Here is a 21,079-nt window from a genome sequence, read left to right as displayed (position 1 = left end):
GCCTCCTTCCACCTTCTGCCGGGGTCGTCCAGTGGTTGCCAATGTTTTTCACCGTCTTCGCACGCTTGTCCTTTCAGTTTTTTTGATCGCCGCCTTCGCGCTGCCGGCGTTTGCAGGTCCGTTCGAGGATGCGGTCGCCAAATTCGCCAATGACGAATTTTCCGATACCGAGGAAGCGATCGGAACCATCGCGACGTCGGGCAATCCGCTCGCCTTTCCAATCATCAGCGCGCTTGGGGAGGACCGGCTGTCGGCCGATCCCGACACCAAGAAGGTTTTTATCACCCAGGCCGATGGCAAGATCATCGATGCCGCAACCGGCGCTGCCGTCGACAAGCTGCCGGACAACGCCGCTTCCGTCCGCCTCAACAACCGCCTGCGCCGCACCGTCGAGGCCGCGCTCGGCGGCCTGACCCTGCTGTCGCCCGACCCCGCCAAGCGCATCGCGGCGGCGCAATCGGTCTTCAAGACCCACGACGAGACCATGCTGCCGGTTGTCGACGGCGCGCTGGCGAAGGAAACCAACAAGGCGGCCAAGCAGGCCTTTGCCGAGGCCCGTGCCGCGATCCTGCTGTACAAACAAGACGCCACCGACGTCGAAAAGCTGGAAGCGATCGCCGCCGTCAAGGCACGCGGCGACCAGGAAGCGATGGCGCTCCTCACCGGGCTCGGCAGCGACCAGTCGCCGGCGGTTGCGAGCGCCGCGGCGAACGCAACGGCCGCCATTCAGCGCACACTGGCGTTGTGGTCCACCGTGCAGAATGCCTGGTACGGCCTTTCGCTCGGCTCGGTGCTGCTGCTGGCCGCGATTGGGCTCGCCATCACCTTCGGCGTGATGGGCGTCATTAACATGGCGCATGGCGAAATGGTGATGATCGGCGCCTACACCACCTTCGTGGTGCAGGAGACCATCCGCACCAGCTATCCCGGACTGTTCGACTACTCGCTTCTGATCGCCGTGCCGCTGGCCTTCATCGTCGCCGGCGCGATCGGCGTGCTGATCGAACGCACCATCATCCGCTTTCTCTATGGCCGTCCGCTGGAAACGCTGCTGGCGACCTGGGGCCTGTCGCTGGTGCTGCAGCAGGCCGTGCGTACCGCCTTCGGCCCCACCAACCGTGAAGTCGGCAACCCCTCCTGGATGAGCGGCGCGTTCGAACTCGGGCAGATCACCATCACCTATAACCGGCTCTGGATCCTCTGCTTCACGCTGGCGGTGTTCGCGATCCTGCTCGCCATGCTGCGCTACACGGCGCTGGGGCTCGAGATGCGCGCGGTGACGCAAAACCGCCGCATGGCGGCGTCGATGGGGATCGCGACCTCGCGCGTCGACGCGCTGACCTTCGGTCTCGGCTCGGGCATCGCCGGGATCGCCGGCGTGGCGCTGTCGCAGATCGACAATGTCAGTCCCAATCTCGGCCAGAGCTACATCATCGACTCCTTCATGGTGGTCGTGTTCGGCGGCGTCGGTAATCTCTGGGGCACGCTGGTCGGCGCCTTCACGCTCGGCATCGCCAACAAGTTCCTGGAGCCGGTCGCCGGCGCCGTGCTCGCCAAGATCGCGATTCTGGTTCTCATCATCCTGTTCATCCAGAAACGGCCGCGCGGCCTGTTCGCGCTGAAGGGCCGGGCGGTGGAAGCATGATGCCGCTATTCGCAACGGACGCCCCATCCCGGCGAGGCCTGTTTACCTCTCCCGCTTGCGGGGAAGGTCGCAGCGCATCAAAGATGCGATGCGGGTGGGGGCTCTCTCCACACGAACCATGTCACTCGTGGCAATACCCCCACCCCAACCCTCCCCCGCAAGCGGGAGAGGGAGCGCACTGCCAATGATGCCGCATGCGCTCACCCGCTCGCTGGACCGCAGCGCGACCATATTCCTGCTCGTGGTCGCAGCCCTTGGCGTGCTGATCCCGCTGTCGAACCTGCTGCTGCCGTCCGGCTCCATCTTTCAGGTACCGACCTATCTGGTCGCGCTGTTCGGCAAATATGTCTGCTACGCCGTCCTGGCGCTCTCGATCGACCTGATCTGGGGCTATTGCGGCATTCTTTCGCTCGGTCACGGCGCGTTCTTCGCGCTCGGCGGCTACGCCATGGGCATGTACCTGATGCGCCAGATCGGCAGCCGCGGCGTCTACGGCAATCCGATCCTGCCAGACTTCATGGTGTTCCTGAACTACCCGAAACTGCCGTGGTACTGGTACGGTTTCGATATGTTCTGGTTCGCGGCATTGATGGTGCTCGTGGTCCCGGGCCTGCTGGCGTTCTGCTTCGGCTGGCTGGCGTTCCGCTCCCGCGTCACCGGCGTCTATCTCTCGATCATCACGCAGGCGATGACCTACGCGCTGCTGCTGGCCTTCTTCCGCAACGATTTCGGCTTCGGCGGCAACAACGGCCTGACCGACTTCAAGGACATTCTGGGCTTCAACGTGCAAGCTGACGGCACCCGCGCCGCGCTGTTCCTCTTGAGCTGCCTTGCGCTCATCATCGCCTTCCTGATCTGCCGGGCGGTGGTGACCTCGAAACTCGGCAAGGTGCTGATCGCGGTTCGCGACGCAGAATCCCGCACGCGATTTTTGGGCTACCGCGTCGAATCCTACAAGCTGTTCGTGTTCACGCTGTCGGCCTGCATGGCCGGCGTCGCCGGCGCGCTCTATGTCCCTCAGGTCGGCATCATCAATCCCGGCGAGTTCGCGCCGGGCAATTCCATCGAGGCCGTGATCTGGGTCGCGGTCGGCGGCCGCGGCACGTTGATCGGGGCGGCACTCGGCGCCATCGTCGTCAATTACGCCAAAACCTACTTCACGTCGGGCCCGCTGGCGCCGTACTGGCTGTTCATGCTGGGTGCGCTGTTCATCCTGGTGACGCTGCTGCTGCCCAGGGGCATCGTCGGCACCTACAACAACTGGCGCGAGACGCGGCGCAGCGCGAACGCGGAAAGCGCGGCGTGCGAAGACGGCGTCAGCACACCGAAGATGGCGGAGTAGGCCCATGAATGTGATGGATACTCGCGCCACCTCCGCGATGCTCTATCTCGACGGTGTGCATGTCTCGTTCGACGGCTTCCACGCCATCAACAATTTGTCGCTGGCGCTGGAGCCCGGCGAGATGCGCGCCATCATCGGCCCGAACGGCGCCGGCAAGACCACGATGATGGACATCATTACCGGCAAGACCAAGCCGGACGAGGGCACGGTGCTGTTCGACGGCACCGTCGACCTCACCCGGCTCGACGAGACCCGCATCGCCGAGCTCGGCATCGGCCGCAAATTCCAGAAGCCGACCGTGTTCGAGAGCCAGACCGTCTACGACAACCTCCTGCTCGCGCTCAATGTCGACCACAGCGTCAAGGGCACGCTGTTCTGGCGCGAGAGCAAATCCGAGACCGAACGTATCGAAAAGGTGCTGGAGACCATCCGCCTGAAGGATGCGCGCAACCGCCTGGCCGGCAGCCTCTCCCACGGTCAGAAACAGTGGCTCGAGATCGGCATGCTGCTGGCGCAGGATCCGAAGGTGCTATTGGTTGACGAGCCGGTCGCCGGGATGACCGACGTCGAGACCCATCTGACCGCCGAGCTGTTGAAGCAGATCAACAAGAACCACACCATCATGGTGGTCGAGCACGACATGACCTTCGTGCGCGAGCTCGGCGTCAAGGTGACCTGCCTGCACGAAGGCACCGTGCTGGCGGAGGGAACCATCGACCAGGTATCGTCGAATGACCGTGTCGTCGAAGTGTATCTGGGGCGGTGATCCATGCTGAAGGTCGATAACATCAGCCTCTATTACGGCGCGGCGCAGGCGCTGCGCGGCGTCTCGATCGCGGCCGAACCCGGCAAGGTGACCTGCGTGCTCGGCCGCAACGGCGTCGGCAAGACCTCGCTGCTGCGCGCGATGGTCGGCCAGTACCCGATCGCGAGCGGCTCGATCACGCTCAATGGCGACGACATCACCGGCCTCAAGCCCTACGAGCGGGCGCGCAAGGGCATCGGCTTCGTGCCGCAGGGCCGCGAGATCTTTCCGCTGCTGACGGTGGAGGAAAATCTCAAGACCGGCTTCGGGCCGCTGAAGCGCGACGACCGCAACATTCCCGACGACGTGTTCTCGTTGTTTCCGGTCTTGAACTCGATGCTCGGGCGGCGCGGCGGCGACCTCTCCGGCGGCCAGCAGCAGCAGCTCGCGATCGGCCGTGCGCTGGTGATGCGGCCGAAATTGCTGCTGCTCGACGAGCCGACCGAGGGTATCCAGCCCTCGATCATCAAGGACATCGGGCGCGCGATCTCCTATCTGCGCAGCCTCGGCAACATGGCGATCGTGCTGGTCGAACAATATCTCGACTTTGCCTGCGAGCTCGGCGACAATTTCGCGGTCATGGACCGGGGCGCGGTGAAATATGCCTGTGACCGCTCAAACCTCGATCCCGCCGAAATCAGCCGCCAGATGGCGCTGTAATTTAGTCGCGGCCCTCTCGCGGTCGCTGCCGTGGGGGATGGATGCGGACCGATATTTCGCGCGCGGCTTCGGCGACTTTCGCCGCCAACCGTGCCCAGGGCGCGGTAAAGTTCGACGTGCGCTTGCAGGATGGCGTCACCCGCCGCGGCCGGTTGCATGAATCCGGTTCGCTGCGGGTGCGGTTTCCCTCGCCCGAGGCCGAGGGCTTATCGGGGGTGTTCGTCAACACCGCGGGCGGCATTGCCGGCGGCGACCGCTTCGACATCGACATCCTGGCCGGCGAAGGATCGCGGCTGACGCTGACGACGGCGGCGGCCGAAAAAGTCTACCGCGCGGCGGGGCCGGCCGCGCAGCTCAATATTGCGCTGAGGGCGGAGGCCCGCTCGCACCTCGCCTGGCTGCCGCAGGAGACCATCCTGTTCGACCGGGCGCGGATTTTAAGGCGCATCGATATCGATCTGGCGGAGGATGCCTCGCTCCTGCTCTGCGAGATCGTGGTGTTCGGCCGCTCCGCGATGGGGGAAAAGATGCTGCACGGCGAATTCGTCGATCGCTGGCGTCTGCGCCGCGCGGGCAGGCTCGTGCTCGCCGAGACCGTCCGGCTCGACGGCGATATCGGCGAAAAACTGAAGCGCCCGGCGATCGCCAATGGCGGCGTCGCTATCGGCACGGCGCTGATCGTGCCCGGCGACGCGGCGGTGGTGGAGCGGATCCGCGAGGCATCGGAATCGTTCGGCGGCGAGGTCGGCATCTCCTGCTGGAATGGATTTGCAATGGCGCGCTTCTGTGCCCAAGATGCGGCCCGGCTCCGCGCCGACATGATGGCCGTGCTCGGCCGTGCCTCCGGCGCGGCGCTGCCCAGGCTGTGGCTCAACTAACCGGTCCAAATTCAGAGTGCCCGCATGAATCTCTCCCCCCGCGAAAAGGACAAGCTCTTGATCTCGATGGCGGCCATGGTGGCGCGCCGCCGGCTGGAGCGCGGCGTCAAGCTCAACCATCCGGAGGCCATCGCCATCATCTCGGATTTCATCGTCGAGGGCGCCCGCGACGGCCGCACCGTCGCCGATCTGATGCAGGCCGGCGCCCAGGTGATTACCCGGGCGCAGTGCATGGACGGGATTGCCGAGATGATCCACGACATCCAGGTCGAGGCGACATTCCCGGACGGCACCAAGCTCGTCACCGTGCATGAGCCGATCCGATGACGTCCGACGGAATACGCCTGGTGACGCGTGCCGCTCACTTTGCCGCACAGCGCCATGCCGATCAGCGCCGCAAGGGGCGGCGCTGCGAGCCCTATATCAATCATCTGGCGGAAGTCGCGGCGTTGCTTTCCGAAGCGACCGAAGGCGAAGACGCGGCGCTGGTCGCCGCGTGTTTTCTGCATGACACGATCGAGGATACCCGGACATCGCTGGACGAGCTGCGAGATTTGTTCGGCGAGGACATTGCCGCCATTGTGATGGAAGTCACCGACGACAAGAGTCTGCCGAAGCTGGAACGCAAGCGTCTGCAAATCGTGACGGCGCCGAAGAAAAGCCGGCGGGCGAAGCTGCTCAAGCTGGCCGATGCGACCAGCAACGTCCGGACGCTCGCGGTCGATCCGCCCGCCGATTGGGACGCCGATCGTGCGCTGGACTACATTGCCTGGGCCGAACAGGTGATCGGCCATTGCCGTGGATTAAATTCAAAGCTCGAACAGGCATTCGATGCCGCGGTGAGCGGCGCGCGTGCGGCCGTTCTGTCGCGTGTGGCATAAGGAAATCGACCATGATCCCCGGCGAACTCTTCATCAAGGACGGCGAGATCGAGCTCAACGCCGGCCGCAAGACGGTGACGTTGACGGTCGCCAATAGCGGCGACCGGCCGATCCAGGTCGGCTCGCACTACCATTTCTTCGAGACCAATCCGGCGCTGAAGTTCGACCGCAAGAAGGCGCGCGGCATGCGGCTCGACATCGCCGCCGGCACCGCGGTGCGGTTCGAGCCCGGCCAGACCCGCGACGTGCAACTGGTCGCGCTCGCAGGCAAGCGCGTGATCTACGGATTTCGCGGCGAGGTAATGGGCAAGCTGTGAACATGTTCGAAGTGGCTGGAGCAAATTCATGTCCGTAAAAATCAAACGTTCCGTCTATGCCGACATGTTCGGGCCGACCACCGGCGACCGGGTGCGGCTGGCCGATACCGATCTCATCATCGAGGTCGAAAAGGATTTCACCACCTACGGCGAGGAAGTGAAATTCGGCGGCGGCAAGGTGATCCGCGACGGCATGGGGCAATCCCAGGTCACCAACAAGCAGGGCGCGGCCGATACCGTCATCACCAATGCGCTGATCGTCGACCACTGGGGCATCGTCAAAGCCGACGTCGCGATCAAGGAAGGTTTTATCGGCGCGATCGGCAAGGCCGGCAATCCTGATATCCAGCCCGGCGTCACCATCGTGATCGGCCCCGGCACCGACGTGATCGCGGGCGAGGGCAAGATCCTCACCGCGGGCGGCTTCGACAGCCATATCCATTTCATCTGCCCGCAGCAGATCGAACATGCCTTGATGTCGGGCGTCACCTCGATGCTGGGCGGCGGCACCGGCCCCTCGCACGGCACGTTCGCGACCACCTGCACGCCCGGCCCGTGGCACATGGCGCGGATGATCCAGTCGTTCGACGCTTTTCCGGTCAATCTCGGCATATCCGGCAAGGGCAACGCCTCGCGTCCGGCCGCGCTGGTCGAGATGATCAAGGCCGGCGCCTGCGCGCTGAAACTGCACGAAGACTGGGGCACCACGCCGGCCGCAATCGACAATTGCCTCTCGGTCGCGGACGATTACGACATCCAGGTGATGATCCACTCGGACACGCTGAACGAATCCGGCTTCGTCGAAGACACGGTAAAAGCCTTCAAGGGTCGCACCATCCATGCCTTCCACACCGAAGGCGCCGGCGGCGGCCATGCGCCGGATATCATTAAAATTGCAGGGCTGAAGAACGTGCTGCCGTCCTCGACCAACCCGACCCGGCCGTTCACCCGCAACACCATCGACGAGCATCTGGACATGCTGATGGTGTGCCACCATCTCGATCCCTCGATCGCGGAGGATCTCGCCTTCGCCGAAAGCCGCATCCGGAAAGAGACCATCGCCGCCGAAGACATTCTGCACGATCTCGGCGCGCTCTCGATGATGTCATCGGACTCGCAGGCGATGGGCCGGCTCGGCGAAGTCATCATCCGCACCTGGCAGACCGCCGACAAGATGAAGAAGCAGCGCGGATCGTTGCCGGAAGACAAGGGCAACAACGACAATTTCCGCGTCAAGCGCTACATCGCCAAATACACCATCAACCCCGCGATCGCGCATGGCGTGTCAAAACTGATCGGCTCGGTGGAGAAGGGCAAGCTCGCCGACCTCGTATTGTGGTCGCCGGCGTTCTTCGGCGTGAAACCGGATTGCATCATCAAGGGTGGCTCGATCGTGGCCGCTCCCATGGGCGATCCCAACGCGTCGATCCCGACCCCGCAGCCCGTGCATTACCAGCCGATGTTTGCGGCCTACGGCAAGTCGCTGACGGCGTCCTCGGTGGTGTTCACGTCCAAGGCGGCTATCACCGGTGGGCTGGCGCGAAAACTCGGCATCGATAAGAAGCTGTACGCGGTGCAAAATACCCGTGACGGCATCTCGAAAAAGAGCATGATCCACAACGGCGCCACCCCAAAAATCGAGGTCGATCCCGAGACCTATGAGGTGCGCGCGGACGGCGAACTGCTGACCTGCGCCCCGGCCGAGGTGCTGCCCATGGCGCAGCGCTATTTCATGTTCTAAGGTCCTGCCCGGCAAGCTAAGCCAGAACAAAGCCGGGAGGATTTTCCGTGATCTACGTCGTTGCCACACTGACCGTCAAACCTGAAACGCGCGCCGAATTCATTGCGGCGGCTACCGCCTGCATCAAGGAAACCCGCAAAGAGCCGGGCAATATCGCCTATGATCTGCACGAGAGCGTCACTGATCCTTCCAAGATGGTGTTCGTCGAGCAGTGGGAAAATGCCGAAGCGCTGGTTCCGCACCGCGGCATGGAGCACATGAAGACTTTTGGCCGCGTCGCGGTGCAATGCATGAGCGCGCCGCCGAAAATCGAAGTGATCACGCCGGAAAAGGTCGACGTCCGCTAATCAAGAAAAGCCACGGGAGAATTTTATGATCTACGTCATCGCCACCACGCCGATGAAGCCGGAAAACAAGGACGACTTCATCAAGGGGCACAAAGCCTGTACCGCCGAAACACTCAAGGAAAAGGGCTGCATCTCCTATGACGGCCATGTCAGCGTGAACAACCCCAATCTGTATGTGGTGGTGGAGCGCTGGGAGACCCGCGACGATCTCAATGCGCATGGCCGCGCGCCCCATATGAAGGTGTGGCGGGAGTATTCTTCGCAGATGAAGACGGCGCCGACGGTGATCGAGATCATAAGCGACGGCAAGGTTGAGAAGTTCTAAATCATGATCCGCGCTACCCGAGTTGAAGGCCAGCATCACTGGACGCACGCCGCGGCCGACACCGTCGTGCTCGATTTCGACGACCGGCACCGGCGGCGGATGGCGATGACGGGCACGCGCGGGCTCGAATTCCTGCTCGACCTCGAAAACGCCACAGCCTTGCGCGGCGGCGATGCGTTGGTGCTGGAAGACGGCCGGCTGATCGAGGTGGTCGCGGCGGCCGAGCCGCTGGTCGAGATCAGGGGCGCCGATCCGCTGCATCTGGTCCGGGTCGCCTGGCATCTCGGCAACCGGCATCTGCCGACGCAGATCATGCCCAAAGGCCTGCGCATCCGGCGCGACCACGTCATCGAGGCGATGGTGAAGGGGTTAGGGGCGCGCATCATCGAGATCGAGGCGCCGTTCGATCCCGAAGGCGGCGCCTATGCGAGCGGCCACGCCTATGCGTCCGAGCCTGCCGCGCACGCGCACGATCATTCGTCGCACGATCATGGTCATCACCACGATCACCACAGTGATCACGATCACCACGGTGATCACGATCACCATAGTGATCACCATCACCACGACGAGCATTGCGATCACGACCACCACGATCACTCCCATGCTCATGACCACAAGTGAACCCTTGGCCTTCGACGACCGGCGCGGGATGACGGCAGACGAGGGCGCGGCGCTGTACCGGCTGATGACCTGGCTGTCGCCGGGCTTTCCGGTCGGCGCGTTCTCCTATTCCAGCGGCATCGAATGGGCGGTGGAGGCTGGCGATATCGTCGATGCCGCCAGCTTGCGCGACTGGCTCGCGGCGATGCTGGCGGATGGGTCCGGATTTTGCGACGGCGTGTTTCTGGCGCAGGCGCATCGGGCAGCATCCGCGCGCGATGACGCCCAGCTTCGCGAGATCGCCGAGCTTGCCGCCGCCTTCGTGCCCTCGCGCGAGCGCCAGCTCGAAACTTCCACGCAGGGCCGCGCCTTCATCGAGATCGCGCGCGCGGCCTGGAGCTGCGACGGGCTGGACGAACGGGTCGCGGCCTGCGGCGGCGCGGTCGTCTATCCGGTCGCGGTCGGCGTCGTCAGCGCTGCGCACGCCATTCCGCTGGCGCCCGCGATGCACGCGTTCCTGCACGCGCTGGTGTCGAACTGGATTTCCGCCGGCGCGCGGCTGGTGCCGCTCGGGCAAACCGACAGCCAGCGCCTGCTCGCCGCGCTCGAGCCGGCCGTCGTCGTTACCGCAGGCCGCGCGCTGGAAGCCTCGTTGGACGATCTCGGCAGCGCGACGTTTCGCGCCGACCTGGCGAGCCTGCGCCACGAGACGCAGTACACGCGGCTGTTCCGGTCATGAATTTATCTATCAGCACGTCGTCCCCGCGAACGCGGGGACCCATAACCACCGGCCTTGGTTGTTGCGGAAGGTGTCGGCCATTCTGTCTTATCGATAGATCACGCGGTATGGGTCCCTGCGTTCGCAGGGACGACGGGAATTGAGGAGTATTCGCCATGTCTAATTCTCACGGCCCGCTTCGGATCGGCATCGGCGGCCCGGTTGGCTCCGGAAAGACCGCGCTGATGGACCTGCTCTGCAAATCGATGCGCGACACCTACGACATCGCCGCGATCACCAACGACATCTACACCAAATGGGACGCGGAGTTTCTGGTGCGGTCGGGCTCGCTGACCGCCGACCGCATCGCCGGCGTCGAGACCGGCGGCTGTCCGCACACCGCGATCCGCGAGGACGCCTCGATGAATCTGGCGGCGGTCGCCGACATGCGCGCCAAGTTTCCCAACCTCGACCTGGTGCTGATCGAATCCGGCGGCGACAATCTGGCCGCCACCTTCTCGCCGGAGCTTGCTGACTTGACGATCTACGTTATCGACGTCGCCGCCGGCGACAAGATCCCCTCCAAGGGCGGGCCGGGCATCACCCGCTCGGACCTGCTGGTGATCAACAAGATCGACCTCGCACCCCATGTCGGCGCGTCGCTGGAAAAGATGGACACCGATGCGAAGCGGATGCGCGGCGAGCGGCCGTTCGTGATGACCAATCTGAAGAAGAGCGAGGGGCTGGCGCGCATCATCGCCTTCATCGAGGCCAAGGGCGGCCTCCGCCCGGCGGCGCGGGTCAAGGCGGGTTAACGACGTTCGTTAACACTTTTGGCGCCCGGCCCGGGGCAGCGAATCTCTCAACCGTCATCCTGAGGTGCCGTCGCACTTGCGACGGCCTCGAAGGATGTGCCGCGGGCACCGTCGCAAGCCATCCTTCGAGGCTCGCCCAAGAGGCTCGCACCTCCCGAGCGAACGCAAGTGCGTTCGTCCGGGGATGACGGAGATGGAGTGGGCTTGTTTTAAAATATTTCTGATCCCGCCCGGAACAAATTCCTTCCTGTCCGATTAGCACTCTCTGGCGCCGCCAAAGCACGGCCCACGGCCCCCGCCGTTCATTCTTGCTGCCAACTGTAGTTGCGTACCGATGATCGCTCCTTCATTATCTCCCGCGGTTGGCCTTTGTTCTGTGTCTATTCGTTACCGTCCCGACAGACCCAAAATGCTTCCTTTGCCTCTCTGCCAACCCGACATGCCCGAGTAAGCGAGTGGTTCGGCTGGGTTTCATCATCGGCTTTCTCGCGCTGATCGGGGTTCTGCTCTCCGGTCTCGCGGCGTGGCGCGTCCACGATCAGGAATTGACGCTGGACGGCATCGCGCTGGCGCGCGCGATCGACGTCCACGCCAGCCTGGTGCAGGACCGGTTGACCGAGCGCGAGCTGCTCGCGCGCGTGGCAAGTGGCCTGTTTCGTGCGCCGTCGGTGGTGAAGGCCAACATGCTGCAGCCGCTGCGGTCCTCGATCTACGCCTTCAAGACCGATTTCGTGGTCGCCTCCTGGATCGCGCGGCTCAAGCCCACCGAGCTCGGCGCCGCGCAGGCGGAGCTCAAGAGCGCCGGCTTCAGCAACCCGGCCATTCGCGATTTCGACGACCAGCCGCTGGATCTCAAGGCCATCGACAAGCCGATCGACGTGCTGATGGACCTCGAGCCGCGCACACCGGATACGCTGGGTGTTCCGGGCCGCGCCTATGACGGACACTCGATCGTCGGGCCGATGCTGGCGCAGGCGATGGCGACCGGCAAGCCGGTGGCGTCGGACCCGATCCCGCTGTTGCGCCAGAACGGGCCGGTCGGCCTCGTGCTCGCGGCGCCGGTGCAGCAGGAAGGCGCCAGCGAGGCCGCGGGCTTCGTCACCTTCTCCTATGAGCTGGCGCCGCTGATGCTGGCCAATGACGATCGGTCGCTGTTCTCCGTGGTGCTGAAGGACCCGCGCGATTCCCACGACGAGTTCGTCGCCAACGATTCCGGCGCCGTCACCCTGCGTGCGGTGACGCCGGACGCTCCGGCGCCGTCGATAGTGCGAACCGTGACGTTCGGGGGCCGCGACTGGTCGCTTGCCTATTATGCCAAGACCAGCGCGCTGATACGGGCGCAGCAGACCGCGGCGATCGTGGCAGCGATTGGGCTGGCGCTCACCGGAATCATCTGCGGCCTGTTCGGTTATGTCGCCTACAACAATCTGCGCCTCAGCCGCGAGATCCAGGTGCGGATCGGTTTCGAGCGCCGGCTCACCGCCGTGATCGACGAGCTCAACCACCGCGTCAAGAACATCCTGGCCGTGATCCAGTCGATCGTGACGCGAACCCTGCGCCACGGGTCGGATATGGACGTCTCGCGCGAGCTTTTGATCGGCCGCATTCACGCGATGTCGAACGTGGTGACGCTGCTCAGCGAAAGCCAGTGGCAGGGCGTGAAGCTGAAGGGGCTGTTCGAGGCCCGCGCGATCCCGCACGCCGAGCGCATCGCGGTAAACGGTCCGGATATCGCCGTCAGCGCCCGCGCCGCGCAGTCGCTGTCGCTGCTGTTCTTCGAGCTGGCGTCGCATTCCGACGAGGGCCTGTCGCTGGTCGGCAAGCACCCCCACATCGTCGCCCATTGGGAAATCGTCGGCGACGAGCCGGAGACGATCTTCCATTTCCGCTGGGAAGAGTTCAACACCAGTGCTGCGACACGGCGGGAAGACTCTGATTTCGGCTTGATCCTGCTCGATCGGGTGGCGCCGGAAGCGCTCGGCGGCACCGCGAAACGCTACTTCACCGATGTCTCCTACGTCTACGAACTCACCGCCCCGATGGTGACGGTGGTCGACATGAGCGAACGCGACCGCACCGAACAATTGTCGGCGCCGGTGCGGCCGGTGCGGTGATCATTTTGTAGGCTCCGCGTACTCGTCGGGGCTTCTCGTCATTGCGAGCGAAGCGAAGCAATCCATTCTTTCTTTGCGTGGCGAGATGGATTGCTTCGCGGAGCCTGTCATCGGGCGCGCATTCGCGCGACCCGTTGGCTCGCAATGACGCCGATTGTACTGGCTACGAACGCAAACAAAAAAGGCGGCCCAACCGGACCGCCTTTCTCATTTCACTTCCGTCGCTCGTCAGCTGTTGCCGCCGATCACCGCGCGCACCGTGTTGTCGGGGCCGAAATCGTCGGCGCCGTCGACATAGAGCAGGGCAGAAAGCTTCGAGCGCGCGCGGTTGACGCGGCTCTTGATGGTGCCGACGGCACAGCCGCAGATCGCCGCGGCGTCCTCGTAGGAGAAGCCGGAGGCGCCGACCAGGATCAACGCTTCGCGCTGGTCCTGCGGCAGCTTGTCGAGCGCCAAGCGAAACTCCTCGAACTCCAGATGCGCGTTTTGCGCCGGCTGGGTCTTCAGGGTTTTGGCATAATTGCCCTCGGCGTCCTCGACCTCGCGCCGCCGCTTGCGATAGTCGGAGCGGAACAGGTTGCGCAGGATGGTGAACAGCCAGGCCGGCAAGTTCGAGCCCGGCTGGAACGAGTCGATATTGGCAATCGCGCGCAGCAACGTCTCCTGAACCAGGTCATCGGCACGATCGCCATTACCGGAGAGCGAGATCGCGAACGCGCGCAGGCTAGGTACCGACGCCAAGATGTCGTCGCGAAGAGAGTCGGTGAGAGGCATTAGTCCCTCCCGTCATTTTTTACGGTTTGATCCGTTTGGCCAGCGGCCTGGGCCGCCGCCTCCGGCCCATCTAGCTTTTTGATGAGCTCCGCAAAGCGGTCAGGCACGCCCTGCCGAACCACATCGTCATACATGGCGCGGAGTTGATGGCCGATTCTGGACTGGATCTCGGCATTGAGACCGCCCTGCTTCTTTACTTCCTTCATGATCTGATCCACGCTTCCCCGAGAGTTAAGTCCCTGCATTTCAAGCGTTTTTTCTCGAAAACGGGCCTTGGCCCCGCTGCTGTCGATCAGAGCCTAATGCGAAGGTTCAAGGAAAGTTCCGAATTCTGGGAACTTTTTCTTGGAACTTTTTCGTCTCTCAGGCGTAGTCGGCGATGACAGGGGAACCGGGTCACCCCTGTTTGCTGGATGCGTCCTCCCAAAAGCGAGCGTTCCAGGCGATTTCGGCCCAGGATATTTCGACCAAAAGACAAGGATGGAGTGGGGATGTCCCGATCACAGCTCGTTGCTGAACATTTGCCGCTGTTGCGGCGCTATGCCCGTGCGCTGACCGGAAACCAGGCATCGGGCGACGCCTATGTCGGGGCCATGCTGGAGGCCCTGCTGCAGGACCCCGCCTTGCTGGATGAATCGCACGGCGCCCGCGCCGGGCTGTTCCGGCTGTTCACCCAGATCTGGAATTCGGTCTCGATCAACGATCTTCCCGATCTGGCGCCGCAGACTATGCCGTCGGAACGCCGGCTCTCGAACATTACGCCGCTGCCGCGCCAGGCCTTCCTGCTGCTGTCGCTGGAAGGTTTTTCGGAGGAGGAAGTGGCGTTCATTCTCGCCACCAGCGTCGCCGATACCCGCAAGCTCGCCGACACCGCCGGCCGCGAAATGGCCGCCGAAATCGCCACCGACGTCCTGATCATCGAGGACGAGACGTTCATCGCGATGGACCTCGAAAGCCTGGTGAAGAGTCTCGGTCACAACGTGATCGGTGTCGCCCGCACCCATTCGGACGCGGTGGCGCTGGCCAAGAACAAGAAGCCCGGCCTGATCCTCGCCGACATCCAGCTCGCCGACGGCTCATCCGGCCTCGACGCCGTCAACGAGCTGCTCCGCGTCTTCGAGGTCCCGGTGGTGTTCATCACCGCCTATCCCGAACGCTTCCTGACCGGCGAACGCCCCGAGCCGGCCTTCCTGATCTCAAAACCGTTCCAGCCCGCGATGGTCTCCGCGGTCGCCAGCCAGGCGCTGTTCTTCCAGCGCAACTCGAAGAACCGCGTGCCGAGAGCGGCGACGGGTTAGGCTGAAAACGGTTGGAGTTGAATTGATCCGGCGTGCAGAAGGCGCGCCGGATTTTTTTGCGACGTGACGCCAAACCTCACGTCGTCGCGGCCTGGTGCGCAATTGCGCACGGGGCCCGGGACCTATAACCACAGGATCATTTGTTGAAGGAAAGGGGCATCCGCTTGAGTGCCTCGACACAGCAGCCGCGGCGTATAGATCTTAGCCTTCGCCGGGACGACGAAAGATTCTGGCGCAGCGAATAAAGATTCTGACGAAGCGAATGAACAAAAAAAGCAGGGCGCGACCGGCATCACCACGGTCGCGCCCTACGTCGCCGGTCAATGGGGCAGGGGGAATAACCGGCTGCCGGGATGACTCCCAACCCCCGAAGTCGTTCCCGCCTTCTCAAAATTTTTTCGTACACGGTTAAGTGATCGCGGGGCCTGCGACCCGGAACCGTTTGCTCGCGTTGTGTTTGCATTGAACTTCCCGATCAGCCTTGGGGCGGGGGATACACATGTCACAGATTCATAAGGGAATTTTCGCAACGCTGGCCCTCTCACTGGCGCTCGGCGCCGTTCAGTTCGCCACTGGCCATGACCTGACTGGCGTGCAGGCGGCATTCGTCGCGCCCGAATCCAGCGTCAACCGCGTCGCCAAGGCCGATCGCGCGGCGGTGGTGCCGACGCGCGGCCAGACCCAGACGATTGCGCTGCGGGTCGCTGGCGTGGCCGACACCTCGGTCCTGGTCCGCGTGCCCGTGGCCTCGGAAACCCGCACCCGCCCGGCAGTCCCCTCGCTGACGAAGCCCGGCAGAACGGCGATCGCCTGCGAGCCCGTGGTCAGCGTGTTGACGGAAGTCGCAAAGCTGCTGCAGCCGGGGCGCTGCGTGACGTGAGGGGCGCAGCCTTCTTGTCATTGCGAGGAGCGTTAGCGACGAAGCAATCTATTCTTTCTTTCTGCGACTGGATGGATTGCTTCGCAGAGCCTGTCATCGGGCGCGCATTCGCGCGAGCCGTTGGCTCGCAATGACGGCTGATGCGCCAATAAACTGCCCGTCGGGCAAATCAAAAAAAGCTGTCCAGCCCCTCCGAGAAAAATATTTCCCTTCCGCCGTCGGGCAAATCAGCGCTACCAGCTTGCCCCGTCCTTTCCCGGCAAGAGGGGCGGTCGCGCGTCGTCACGAACGTGGGAGGGGATGCGGTGGACGCGGCAGCGTCGGCGCACAGGTCTGTTCACGGGGCGAGTCTCTCGTGAGTGAACGACTGCGCGCAGGACGAACGGCGCTTTCAGCCTACGGCAAAACCGTGTGGTCCCGACACCCGTTGCTGGTGCCAAGCTGCCGGTGGCGAAATCGATCCGACCGGATCGGAAGTGCCATCAAGCCGGCAGCGACGGTGACAAGACGAATTCGTCGCCGGGGAGCACGGCATAAGCCGTAAAACCATTGCGCGGGGAATGCCGGAGTGTTTCCGCTGAACCTGTATGCTCGTGTGCGTTTCTTCGCACAATTTTGCACACGAGACCGCGGGTGCAGCGCGCACCCGGCATTCCCTGCGCCCTCTGATTGGCGAGGGCGGGAAGTTCAGAGCAAAACTCGCGCGGAATGCGCGGCGAGATCGCGAAAGCATGTCTTTGCGCACGAACGCACCACACTCTCATCCGTCATCACCCGCGAAAACGGGTGATCCAGTATTCCAGAGACGTCAGTGATTGAGCCGAGAAGCCGCGGCGTACTGGATACCCCGCATTCGCGGGGGTACGACGACCTAGTTGAGCGCCGCAGTGCGCCACACTGGCAGCAAGGACGACTACTCCGCCGGCGCTTCGGTGCTGGACGCGCCGCCGCGGCTGGCCAGGAATCCCAGCGCCAGGCCGCCGACCGCGAGGATCGGGATCAACCGCTTGACGCCGATGGCGCGGACGATCTGGAGGCCGGCGGCGACGACCATGGGGTCGGCCAGCATGGTTTGCGCGGCGGATTTTGCGTTCGCTTCCGCGCGCGCCCTGATCCGGTTCTTGCGCACCATGTAACTGCCGGCGGCGATCAGTGTGACCACGAAGAAGATGGCAGCCCCGGTGAAGCAGGCCTGCACCGGGCCGTAGTTTTCCAGCACCAGCACGAATGCCGCCGCGCAGAGAAACGAGGTGGTGATGAACAGCGCCACGCCGGCCGCTGCGGCGAGCGAGGTCAGCCGCAGCGCCGTGCCGGTCGAATCCTTGAAATCATCGATCAGTCGCTGAAACATGGCCCCGCCTCGCTTGGTAGAGAACCTCAACGAACGAAGCAACGGCCCACCAGCGCCGCCATCTCGACCAGAAATTTGGCTTGTGACGGACAGCCATCGCTATTACCTGCGCCACGTCGCGCCGATCAGGAAACCGAGGCCGAGCGCGAGGCCGACGGCCGCCAGCGGCCGTTGCGTGATGACGTCTTCGAGCGTTTCCTCGATCGACGCCGCCGTATCCTGCGCGGCACCCATCATCGCGCTGCCACGCTCGGACATGTCGTCCACGGCCTGCTCGGCATTGGCGCGGGCCTGCTGGTAGCCGCGCCGCGCCTGCTTGCCGGCGGTGCCCGCAAAAGAGTTGAGCGCGTCGGTGATCTGCTCGGTCAGGGCTGCGATATCGTTTTTCACGGCGGTTACATCCTTTTCCAGACGTTCATAGGTCGCTTTGTCCGTCAGATTTTTCACTGCGGCTTCGCCAGGGGTCGTCGACATCAAAAGCTCCGGGATACTGAATTGATCCATGGGAAAACGTTTCGCCGGATGGGAAGTTCCCGATGCGAAGCCAGGCTAGTCCTCGGGAAGCTGCGGCGAATCGACCGGAAGCAGATGTTCCTTGATGATCAGCGCCACGATCAGCAGCGGCGACGACAGGAAGGCGCCCATCGGGCCCCACAGCCAGGTCCAGAACGCCAGTGCCATGAACACGGCGAGCGCATTGAGCGAAAGCCTTCGGCCGACGATCGTCGGCGTGATGAAATGGCCTTCCAGGAAGGTCAGCACGGCGAACGCAATTGGCGCGATCAGCCCGGCGCCGATGGTCGGGAAGGCGACGATGCCGACTCCCATCAGCACCACGAACATCGCCACCGGGCCGATAATGGGAATGAAGTTCAAGGTCGCGGCCAGCGCGCCGAGCCCGGCCGGATTGGGCATCCCGGTCAGGGCGCAAATAATCCCGGTGGCAATGCCGACGCCGACATTGATGGTAGTCACCATCAGCAGGTAATTGCCGAGATGCTCTTCGATCTCGTTGATGATCCGCAGGGTTCTAAGCCGCGCGGTGCGGCCGCCGAAGTTCATGATCAAGGCGCGGCGCGAATCTTTCCAGCTTGCGATGAACAGGATCAGGGTGGCGATGAACAGCAGGAATTCGGCGAAGGTTGGCGACAGGAATTCCAGCGTCGGCTGCACCCAGTCGAATTTCGGCATCTGGAACGAGGCCAGCGTATCGGGGCCGCCGACCATGCTCTGCAGCTCCTGCCAGAGCGCCAGTGGCCGGTCGAACACGTGCAGCTTGTCCTTCAGGATCGCGCCCAGTTCCGGCAGCCGCGAGCTCCACTCCATCAGCGGCGAGGAGATCAGGCCGACCATGAAGGCGACGCCGGCGCCGGCAGCGGTCACGAGCAGCACCGCTCCGACCGCGCGCGGAATCCGGTAGCGCTCCAGCAGGCTCGCCGCCGGCGACAGCATGGTGCCGACGATGAAGGCCATCACGATGGGGAGAAAGAACGCCTTGGCGACGTAGAGCACGGCGATGACAGAGATGATCAGCAGCGCGACCAGCGCGAAGGCCACGACCTCCGCGCGGCGGATCACCGGCGGCTGTTCGTCCTTGCTGTCGGGCACGGGTGTGCCTTGCGGCGCGTTGGAAAGCAGACGTTCACTGGGAAGGACGCGCACAAAAGTTCTCCCCCGCGCCAAGGCGGCAATGAAGCAACAGCCGCGACGGCGCGAACCGAACTCAGGCGACCAACGGCGCGCGGCGGCAAAGGTTCCATCGCGCGATCGTGAGGGTAGCGCGCTTGACAGCGCACCGTTCGAGCCGAGCCGAACGGAACTGCGAGGGCATGACCGCGTTTGTTGTGCAGAGCATCCTGGGGGATGCACATCCAACGGGGCAGCACATGACACAGTCTTTCGCCGCCATTCGCCGATCATCATCGCGCGTGACCAGCGCGCTCGTCTTCGCCAGCGCCGTCATGCTGGCGTCGGCCGTTTTTCCGGGCCCGGCCAGCGCGCAACTGCTCGGCCGAACGCTTGTCGGGTATGCCTCGACGGATGAGGCGATGACCGCGCCCGCGCCGGCCGACGAGGGCGTGGTGCCCGAGCGGCTGCGGCGCACAATCATTGCCTTCCGTACGACGGAGGCGCCCGGCACCGTCATCATCGATACCGGCAACACCGCGCTCTATTACGTGCTTGGTCAGGGCCGCGCGATCCGTTACGGCGTCGGCGTTGGCCGCGAGGGCTTTACCTGGTCCGGCGTGCAGACCATCAGCCGCAAGGCCGAGTGGCCGGATTGGCATCCGCCGGCGGAGATGATCGCGCGCCAGCCCTATCTGCCGCGCTTCATGGCCGGTGGGCCCGGCAATCCGCTCGGCGCGCGCGCGATGTATCTCGGCACCAGCCAGTACCGGATCCACGGCACCAACGATCCCTCGACCATCGGCAAATTCGTCTCCTCCGGCTGCATTCGCCTGACCAATGAGGACGTCACCGATCTGTTCAGCCGGGTCGATGTCGGCACCAAGGTCGTGGTGCTGCCGAAGCGCGCGCCTGTTGTCGCAAGAGGATACTGAGGCGGGATCATGATTGGCCGATCAGCCAGGCGATTGGTTTGGGGTGCGGCGGCGTTGACGGTGGTCTCCGCGCTGGCGCCGGCCGCGCATGCCGAGGATTTCCTATCGGCGCTGTTCGGCGCGTTCGGCGGCCGGCGGCATGCGCCATCGCCGTACATCTCGTTGCCGTTCTCCGACGGCGGCGGGCCTGTCACCGCGCCGATGGAGCGCCCGCGCTACGGCGGCGGGGGTCTGGTCTATTGCGTGCGAACCTGCGACGGCCGCTATTTCCCGGTGACCGCGCCCGACAATGCGAGCCGCGCGGCGTCCTGCAACAGCTTCTGCCCGGCAAGCGAAACCAAACTGGTCTACGGCAGCAGCATCGATAACGCCGCCGGCGAAGACGGAACGCCCTATTCGGAACTGCCGAATGCGTTCCGCTACCGCACCGAGATCGTGGCCGGCTGTACCTGCAACGGCCGCGACCAGTTCGGACTGGCGCCGGTCAAGATCGAGGACGACCCGACGCTGCGCAAGGGCGACATCGTCGCGGGCGAAAACGGCCTCCTGGTCGCCGGCCGCAGCGCCGACCGCCGCGGCGCCGCGCTGAATTTTTCACCGGTCCCGGAACGGGTGAGGGCGAAATACAGCCGGGTGCCGGTGGTGGCGGCGGAATAGAGAGAAAATTGCCTGCTCCTCACCTCTCCCATTGGGAGAGGTCGAGCGTAGCGCCGGGTGAGGGGTTAAACCTATTGAGAGACCGCACCCGCATAAGTTCCATCCCTGGAACCCGACGCGCTCCCACACGTTAGCAAAACACCGCGACTTTCACTGTGCATTCAGGGGGCCCGCATGCTCGTCAGCGCACTCGTTACGTTTCTGGTCGTTATTCTCATTCTCTATCTCATCAACATGCTTCCGCTCGACGGCCGCGCCAAGCAGATCGCCCGTGTCGTCGTAATCGTGCTCGGCGTGATCTCGCTGTTGAAATATATCGCGGTGTTTTGAGTTGTCATTCCGGGGCGATGCGAAGCATCGAACTAGG

The 21,079-nt window shown here is 63.9% G+C and carries 25 protein-coding genes; 20 read left to right on the top strand and 5 right to left on the bottom strand.

The genetic code is table 11. The features are described from left to right. The first annotated feature begins 82 nt into the window (after positions 1–82). The 15 genes from urtB to NL528_RS40855 all read left to right on the top strand — a co-directional run bounded on the left by urtB (position 83) and on the right by NL528_RS40855 (position 13,191). A complete protein-coding gene (urtB, locus tag NL528_RS40925; RefSeq protein WP_375143941.1) occupies positions 83–1,645 on the top strand; it encodes an urea ABC transporter permease subunit UrtB in 1,563 nt (520 codons plus the stop codon). 184 nt (positions 1,646–1,829) lie between these two features. Then, a complete protein-coding gene (urtC, locus tag NL528_RS40920; protein WP_309179991.1) occupies positions 1,830–2,987 on the top strand; it encodes an urea ABC transporter permease subunit UrtC in 1,158 nt (385 codons plus the stop codon). A 4-nt stretch (positions 2,988–2,991) separates the two neighbouring features. Next, positions 2,992–3,753, top strand: coding sequence for an urea ABC transporter ATP-binding protein UrtD (gene urtD / locus NL528_RS40915; protein WP_309179989.1), 762 nt, complete (start codon positions 2,992–2,994; stop codon positions 3,751–3,753). A gap of 3 nt (positions 3,754–3,756) precedes the next feature. Further along, positions 3,757–4,452 (top strand): urea ABC transporter ATP-binding subunit UrtE, encoded by a 696-nt coding sequence (gene urtE, locus NL528_RS40910; protein ID WP_309179988.1) that lies wholly within the window; start codon positions 3,757–3,759, stop codon positions 4,450–4,452. Positions 4,453–4,493: 41 nt separating this feature from the next. Then, the gene (locus NL528_RS40905) at positions 4,494–5,330 is read left to right on the top strand and encodes an urease accessory protein UreD (RefSeq protein WP_309179987.1); all 837 of its coding nucleotides are present in this window, start codon (positions 4,494–4,496) and stop codon (positions 5,328–5,330) included. 24 nt (positions 5,331–5,354) lie between these two features. Continuing rightward, complete coding sequence (locus tag NL528_RS40900; RefSeq protein ID WP_074273080.1) at positions 5,355–5,657, top strand: urease subunit gamma; 303 nt, start codon at positions 5,355–5,357, stop codon at positions 5,655–5,657. Beyond that, on the top strand, positions 5,654–6,211 hold the full coding sequence (locus NL528_RS40895) for an HD domain-containing protein (RefSeq protein ID WP_309179986.1): 558 nt from the start codon (positions 5,654–5,656) through the stop codon (positions 6,209–6,211). The genes NL528_RS40900 and NL528_RS40895 overlap by 4 nt, the downstream gene beginning before the upstream one ends. Before the next feature lie 11 nt (positions 6,212–6,222). Further along, positions 6,223–6,528 (top strand): urease subunit beta, encoded by a 306-nt coding sequence (locus tag NL528_RS40890; RefSeq protein ID WP_309179984.1) that lies wholly within the window; start codon positions 6,223–6,225, stop codon positions 6,526–6,528. A gap of 28 nt (positions 6,529–6,556) precedes the next feature. Continuing rightward, the gene (ureC, locus tag NL528_RS40885) at positions 6,557–8,269 is read left to right on the top strand and encodes an urease subunit alpha (RefSeq protein WP_309179983.1); all 1,713 of its coding nucleotides are present in this window, start codon (positions 6,557–6,559) and stop codon (positions 8,267–8,269) included. A 47-nt stretch (positions 8,270–8,316) separates the two neighbouring features. Then, on the top strand, positions 8,317–8,616 hold the full coding sequence (locus NL528_RS40880; RefSeq protein ID WP_074273084.1) for a putative quinol monooxygenase: 300 nt from the start codon (positions 8,317–8,319) through the stop codon (positions 8,614–8,616). A 25-nt stretch (positions 8,617–8,641) separates the two neighbouring features. Continuing rightward, a complete protein-coding gene (locus NL528_RS40875; protein ID WP_309179981.1) occupies positions 8,642–8,941 on the top strand; it encodes a putative quinol monooxygenase in 300 nt (99 codons plus the stop codon). A 3-nt stretch (positions 8,942–8,944) separates the two neighbouring features. Next, positions 8,945–9,565: an urease accessory protein UreE gene (locus NL528_RS40870; protein WP_309179979.1), complete on the top strand. Its 621-nt coding sequence runs from the start codon at positions 8,945–8,947 to the stop codon at positions 9,563–9,565. Further along, entirely contained in the window at positions 9,546–10,283 is a 738-nt protein-coding gene (locus tag NL528_RS40865; RefSeq protein ID WP_309185214.1) for an urease accessory protein UreF, read from the top strand. The genes NL528_RS40870 and NL528_RS40865 overlap by 20 nt, the downstream gene beginning before the upstream one ends. A 155-nt stretch (positions 10,284–10,438) precedes the next feature. Continuing rightward, positions 10,439–11,077 carry an urease accessory protein UreG gene (ureG, locus tag NL528_RS40860; RefSeq protein ID WP_309179978.1) on the top strand — a complete coding sequence of 213 codons (639 nt, stop codon included), beginning with the start codon at positions 10,439–10,441 and terminating at the stop codon, positions 11,075–11,077. A 455-nt stretch (positions 11,078–11,532) separates the two neighbouring features. Continuing rightward, positions 11,533–13,191: an HWE histidine kinase domain-containing protein gene (locus NL528_RS40855; protein ID WP_309179977.1), complete on the top strand. Its 1,659-nt coding sequence runs from the start codon at positions 11,533–11,535 to the stop codon at positions 13,189–13,191. Positions 13,192–13,419: 228 nt separating this feature from the next. Here the strand turns inward: NL528_RS40855 and NL528_RS40850 are convergent, their stop codons facing one another. Then, positions 13,420–13,965, bottom strand: a complete 546-nt coding sequence (locus NL528_RS40850) for a sigma-70 family RNA polymerase sigma factor (protein WP_309179976.1) — start codon at positions 13,963–13,965, stop codon at positions 13,420–13,422. Continuing rightward, entirely contained in the window at positions 13,965–14,171 is a 207-nt protein-coding gene (locus NL528_RS40845) for a NepR family anti-sigma factor (RefSeq protein WP_309179975.1), read from the bottom strand. The genes NL528_RS40850 and NL528_RS40845 overlap by 1 nt, the downstream gene beginning before the upstream one ends. Before the next feature lie 285 nt (positions 14,172–14,456). Between NL528_RS40845 and NL528_RS40840 the strand changes: the two genes are divergently transcribed. Together NL528_RS40840 and NL528_RS40835 are read left to right on the top strand one after the other, a co-directional pair. Next, positions 14,457–15,263 (top strand): response regulator, encoded by an 807-nt coding sequence (locus NL528_RS40840; RefSeq protein ID WP_309179974.1) that lies wholly within the window; start codon positions 14,457–14,459, stop codon positions 15,261–15,263. A gap of 499 nt (positions 15,264–15,762) precedes the next feature. Continuing rightward, a complete protein-coding gene (locus tag NL528_RS40835; RefSeq protein ID WP_309179973.1) occupies positions 15,763–16,143 on the top strand; it encodes a hypothetical protein in 381 nt (126 codons plus the stop codon). 913 nt (positions 16,144–17,056) lie between these two features. Here NL528_RS40835 and NL528_RS40830 read toward each other — a convergent pair. The 3 genes from NL528_RS40830 to NL528_RS40820 all read right to left on the bottom strand — a co-directional run bounded on the left by NL528_RS40830 (position 17,057) and on the right by NL528_RS40820 (position 19,156). After that, positions 17,057–17,494, bottom strand: a complete 438-nt coding sequence (locus NL528_RS40830) for a hypothetical protein (RefSeq protein ID WP_309179972.1) — start codon at positions 17,492–17,494, stop codon at positions 17,057–17,059. Between the two features lie 102 nt (positions 17,495–17,596). Then, positions 17,597–17,968, bottom strand: coding sequence for a DUF883 family protein (locus NL528_RS40825; protein WP_309179971.1), 372 nt, complete (start codon positions 17,966–17,968; stop codon positions 17,597–17,599). A gap of 75 nt (positions 17,969–18,043) precedes the next feature. Further along, positions 18,044–19,156: an AI-2E family transporter gene (locus NL528_RS40820; protein WP_309179970.1), complete on the bottom strand. Its 1,113-nt coding sequence runs from the start codon at positions 19,154–19,156 to the stop codon at positions 18,044–18,046. A gap of 224 nt (positions 19,157–19,380) precedes the next feature. Here NL528_RS40820 and NL528_RS40815 point away from each other — a divergent pair, with 224 nt between their 5' ends. The 3 genes from NL528_RS40815 to NL528_RS40805 all read left to right on the top strand — a co-directional run bounded on the left by NL528_RS40815 (position 19,381) and on the right by NL528_RS40805 (position 21,042). Next, positions 19,381–20,055 carry a L,D-transpeptidase gene (locus tag NL528_RS40815; RefSeq protein ID WP_309179969.1) on the top strand — a complete coding sequence of 225 codons (675 nt, stop codon included), beginning with the start codon at positions 19,381–19,383 and terminating at the stop codon, positions 20,053–20,055. Between the two features lie 9 nt (positions 20,056–20,064). Further along, entirely contained in the window at positions 20,065–20,712 is a 648-nt protein-coding gene (locus tag NL528_RS40810; protein ID WP_309179968.1) for a DUF2865 domain-containing protein, read from the top strand. 174 nt (positions 20,713–20,886) lie between these two features. Further along, a complete protein-coding gene (locus tag NL528_RS40805) occupies positions 20,887–21,042 on the top strand; it encodes a Thivi_2564 family membrane protein (RefSeq protein ID WP_143205163.1) in 156 nt (51 codons plus the stop codon). Positions 21,043–21,079: the final 37 nt, after the last annotated feature.

It is taken from the genome of Bradyrhizobium sp. Ash2021, from assembly GCF_031202265.1.
GTDB lineage: Bacteria > Pseudomonadota > Alphaproteobacteria > Rhizobiales > Xanthobacteraceae > Bradyrhizobium.
The sequence above is the reverse complement of the archived record's forward strand: the minus strand, read 5'-3'. Positions and strand labels throughout refer to the sequence as shown.

Coding starts and splice junctions, on each gene's coding strand:
- NL528_RS40840 (WP_309179974.1), top strand. CDS start 14,457: ATGTCCCGATCACAGCTCGTTGCTGAACATTTGCCGCTGTTGCGGCGC.
- NL528_RS40890 (WP_309179984.1), top strand. CDS start 6,223: ATGATCCCCGGCGAACTCTTCATCAAGGACGGCGAGATCGAGCTCAAC.
- NL528_RS40810 (WP_309179968.1), top strand. CDS start 20,065: ATGATTGGCCGATCAGCCAGGCGATTGGTTTGGGGTGCGGCGGCGTTG.
- ureC (WP_309179983.1), top strand. CDS start 6,557: ATGTCCGTAAAAATCAAACGTTCCGTCTATGCCGACATGTTCGGGCCG.
- NL528_RS40830 (WP_309179972.1), bottom strand. CDS start 17,494: ATGTTTCAGCGACTGATCGATGATTTCAAGGATTCGACCGGCACGGCG.
- NL528_RS40835 (WP_309179973.1), top strand. CDS start 15,763: ATGTCACAGATTCATAAGGGAATTTTCGCAACGCTGGCCCTCTCACTG.
- urtC (WP_309179991.1), top strand. CDS start 1,830: ATGATGCCGCATGCGCTCACCCGCTCGCTGGACCGCAGCGCGACCATA.
- NL528_RS40815 (WP_309179969.1), top strand. CDS start 19,381: ATGACACAGTCTTTCGCCGCCATTCGCCGATCATCATCGCGCGTGACC.
- NL528_RS40900 (WP_074273080.1), top strand. CDS start 5,355: ATGAATCTCTCCCCCCGCGAAAAGGACAAGCTCTTGATCTCGATGGCG.
- ureG (WP_309179978.1), top strand. CDS start 10,439: ATGTCTAATTCTCACGGCCCGCTTCGGATCGGCATCGGCGGCCCGGTT.
- NL528_RS40905 (WP_309179987.1), top strand. CDS start 4,494: ATGCGGACCGATATTTCGCGCGCGGCTTCGGCGACTTTCGCCGCCAAC.
- NL528_RS40845 (WP_309179975.1), bottom strand. CDS start 14,171: ATGAAGGAAGTAAAGAAGCAGGGCGGTCTCAATGCCGAGATCCAGTCC.
- NL528_RS40875 (WP_309179981.1), top strand. CDS start 8,642: ATGATCTACGTCATCGCCACCACGCCGATGAAGCCGGAAAACAAGGAC.
- NL528_RS40865 (WP_309185214.1), top strand. CDS start 9,546: ATGCTCATGACCACAAGTGAACCCTTGGCCTTCGACGACCGGCGCGGG.
- NL528_RS40805 (WP_143205163.1), top strand. CDS start 20,887: ATGCTCGTCAGCGCACTCGTTACGTTTCTGGTCGTTATTCTCATTCTC.
- NL528_RS40895 (WP_309179986.1), top strand. CDS start 5,654: ATGACGTCCGACGGAATACGCCTGGTGACGCGTGCCGCTCACTTTGCC.
- urtE (WP_309179988.1), top strand. CDS start 3,757: ATGCTGAAGGTCGATAACATCAGCCTCTATTACGGCGCGGCGCAGGCG.
- NL528_RS40850 (WP_309179976.1), bottom strand. CDS start 13,965: ATGCCTCTCACCGACTCTCTTCGCGACGACATCTTGGCGTCGGTACCT.
- urtD (WP_309179989.1), top strand. CDS start 2,992: ATGAATGTGATGGATACTCGCGCCACCTCCGCGATGCTCTATCTCGAC.
- NL528_RS40825 (WP_309179971.1), bottom strand. CDS start 17,968: ATGTCGACGACCCCTGGCGAAGCCGCAGTGAAAAATCTGACGGACAAA.
- NL528_RS40870 (WP_309179979.1), top strand. CDS start 8,945: ATGATCCGCGCTACCCGAGTTGAAGGCCAGCATCACTGGACGCACGCC.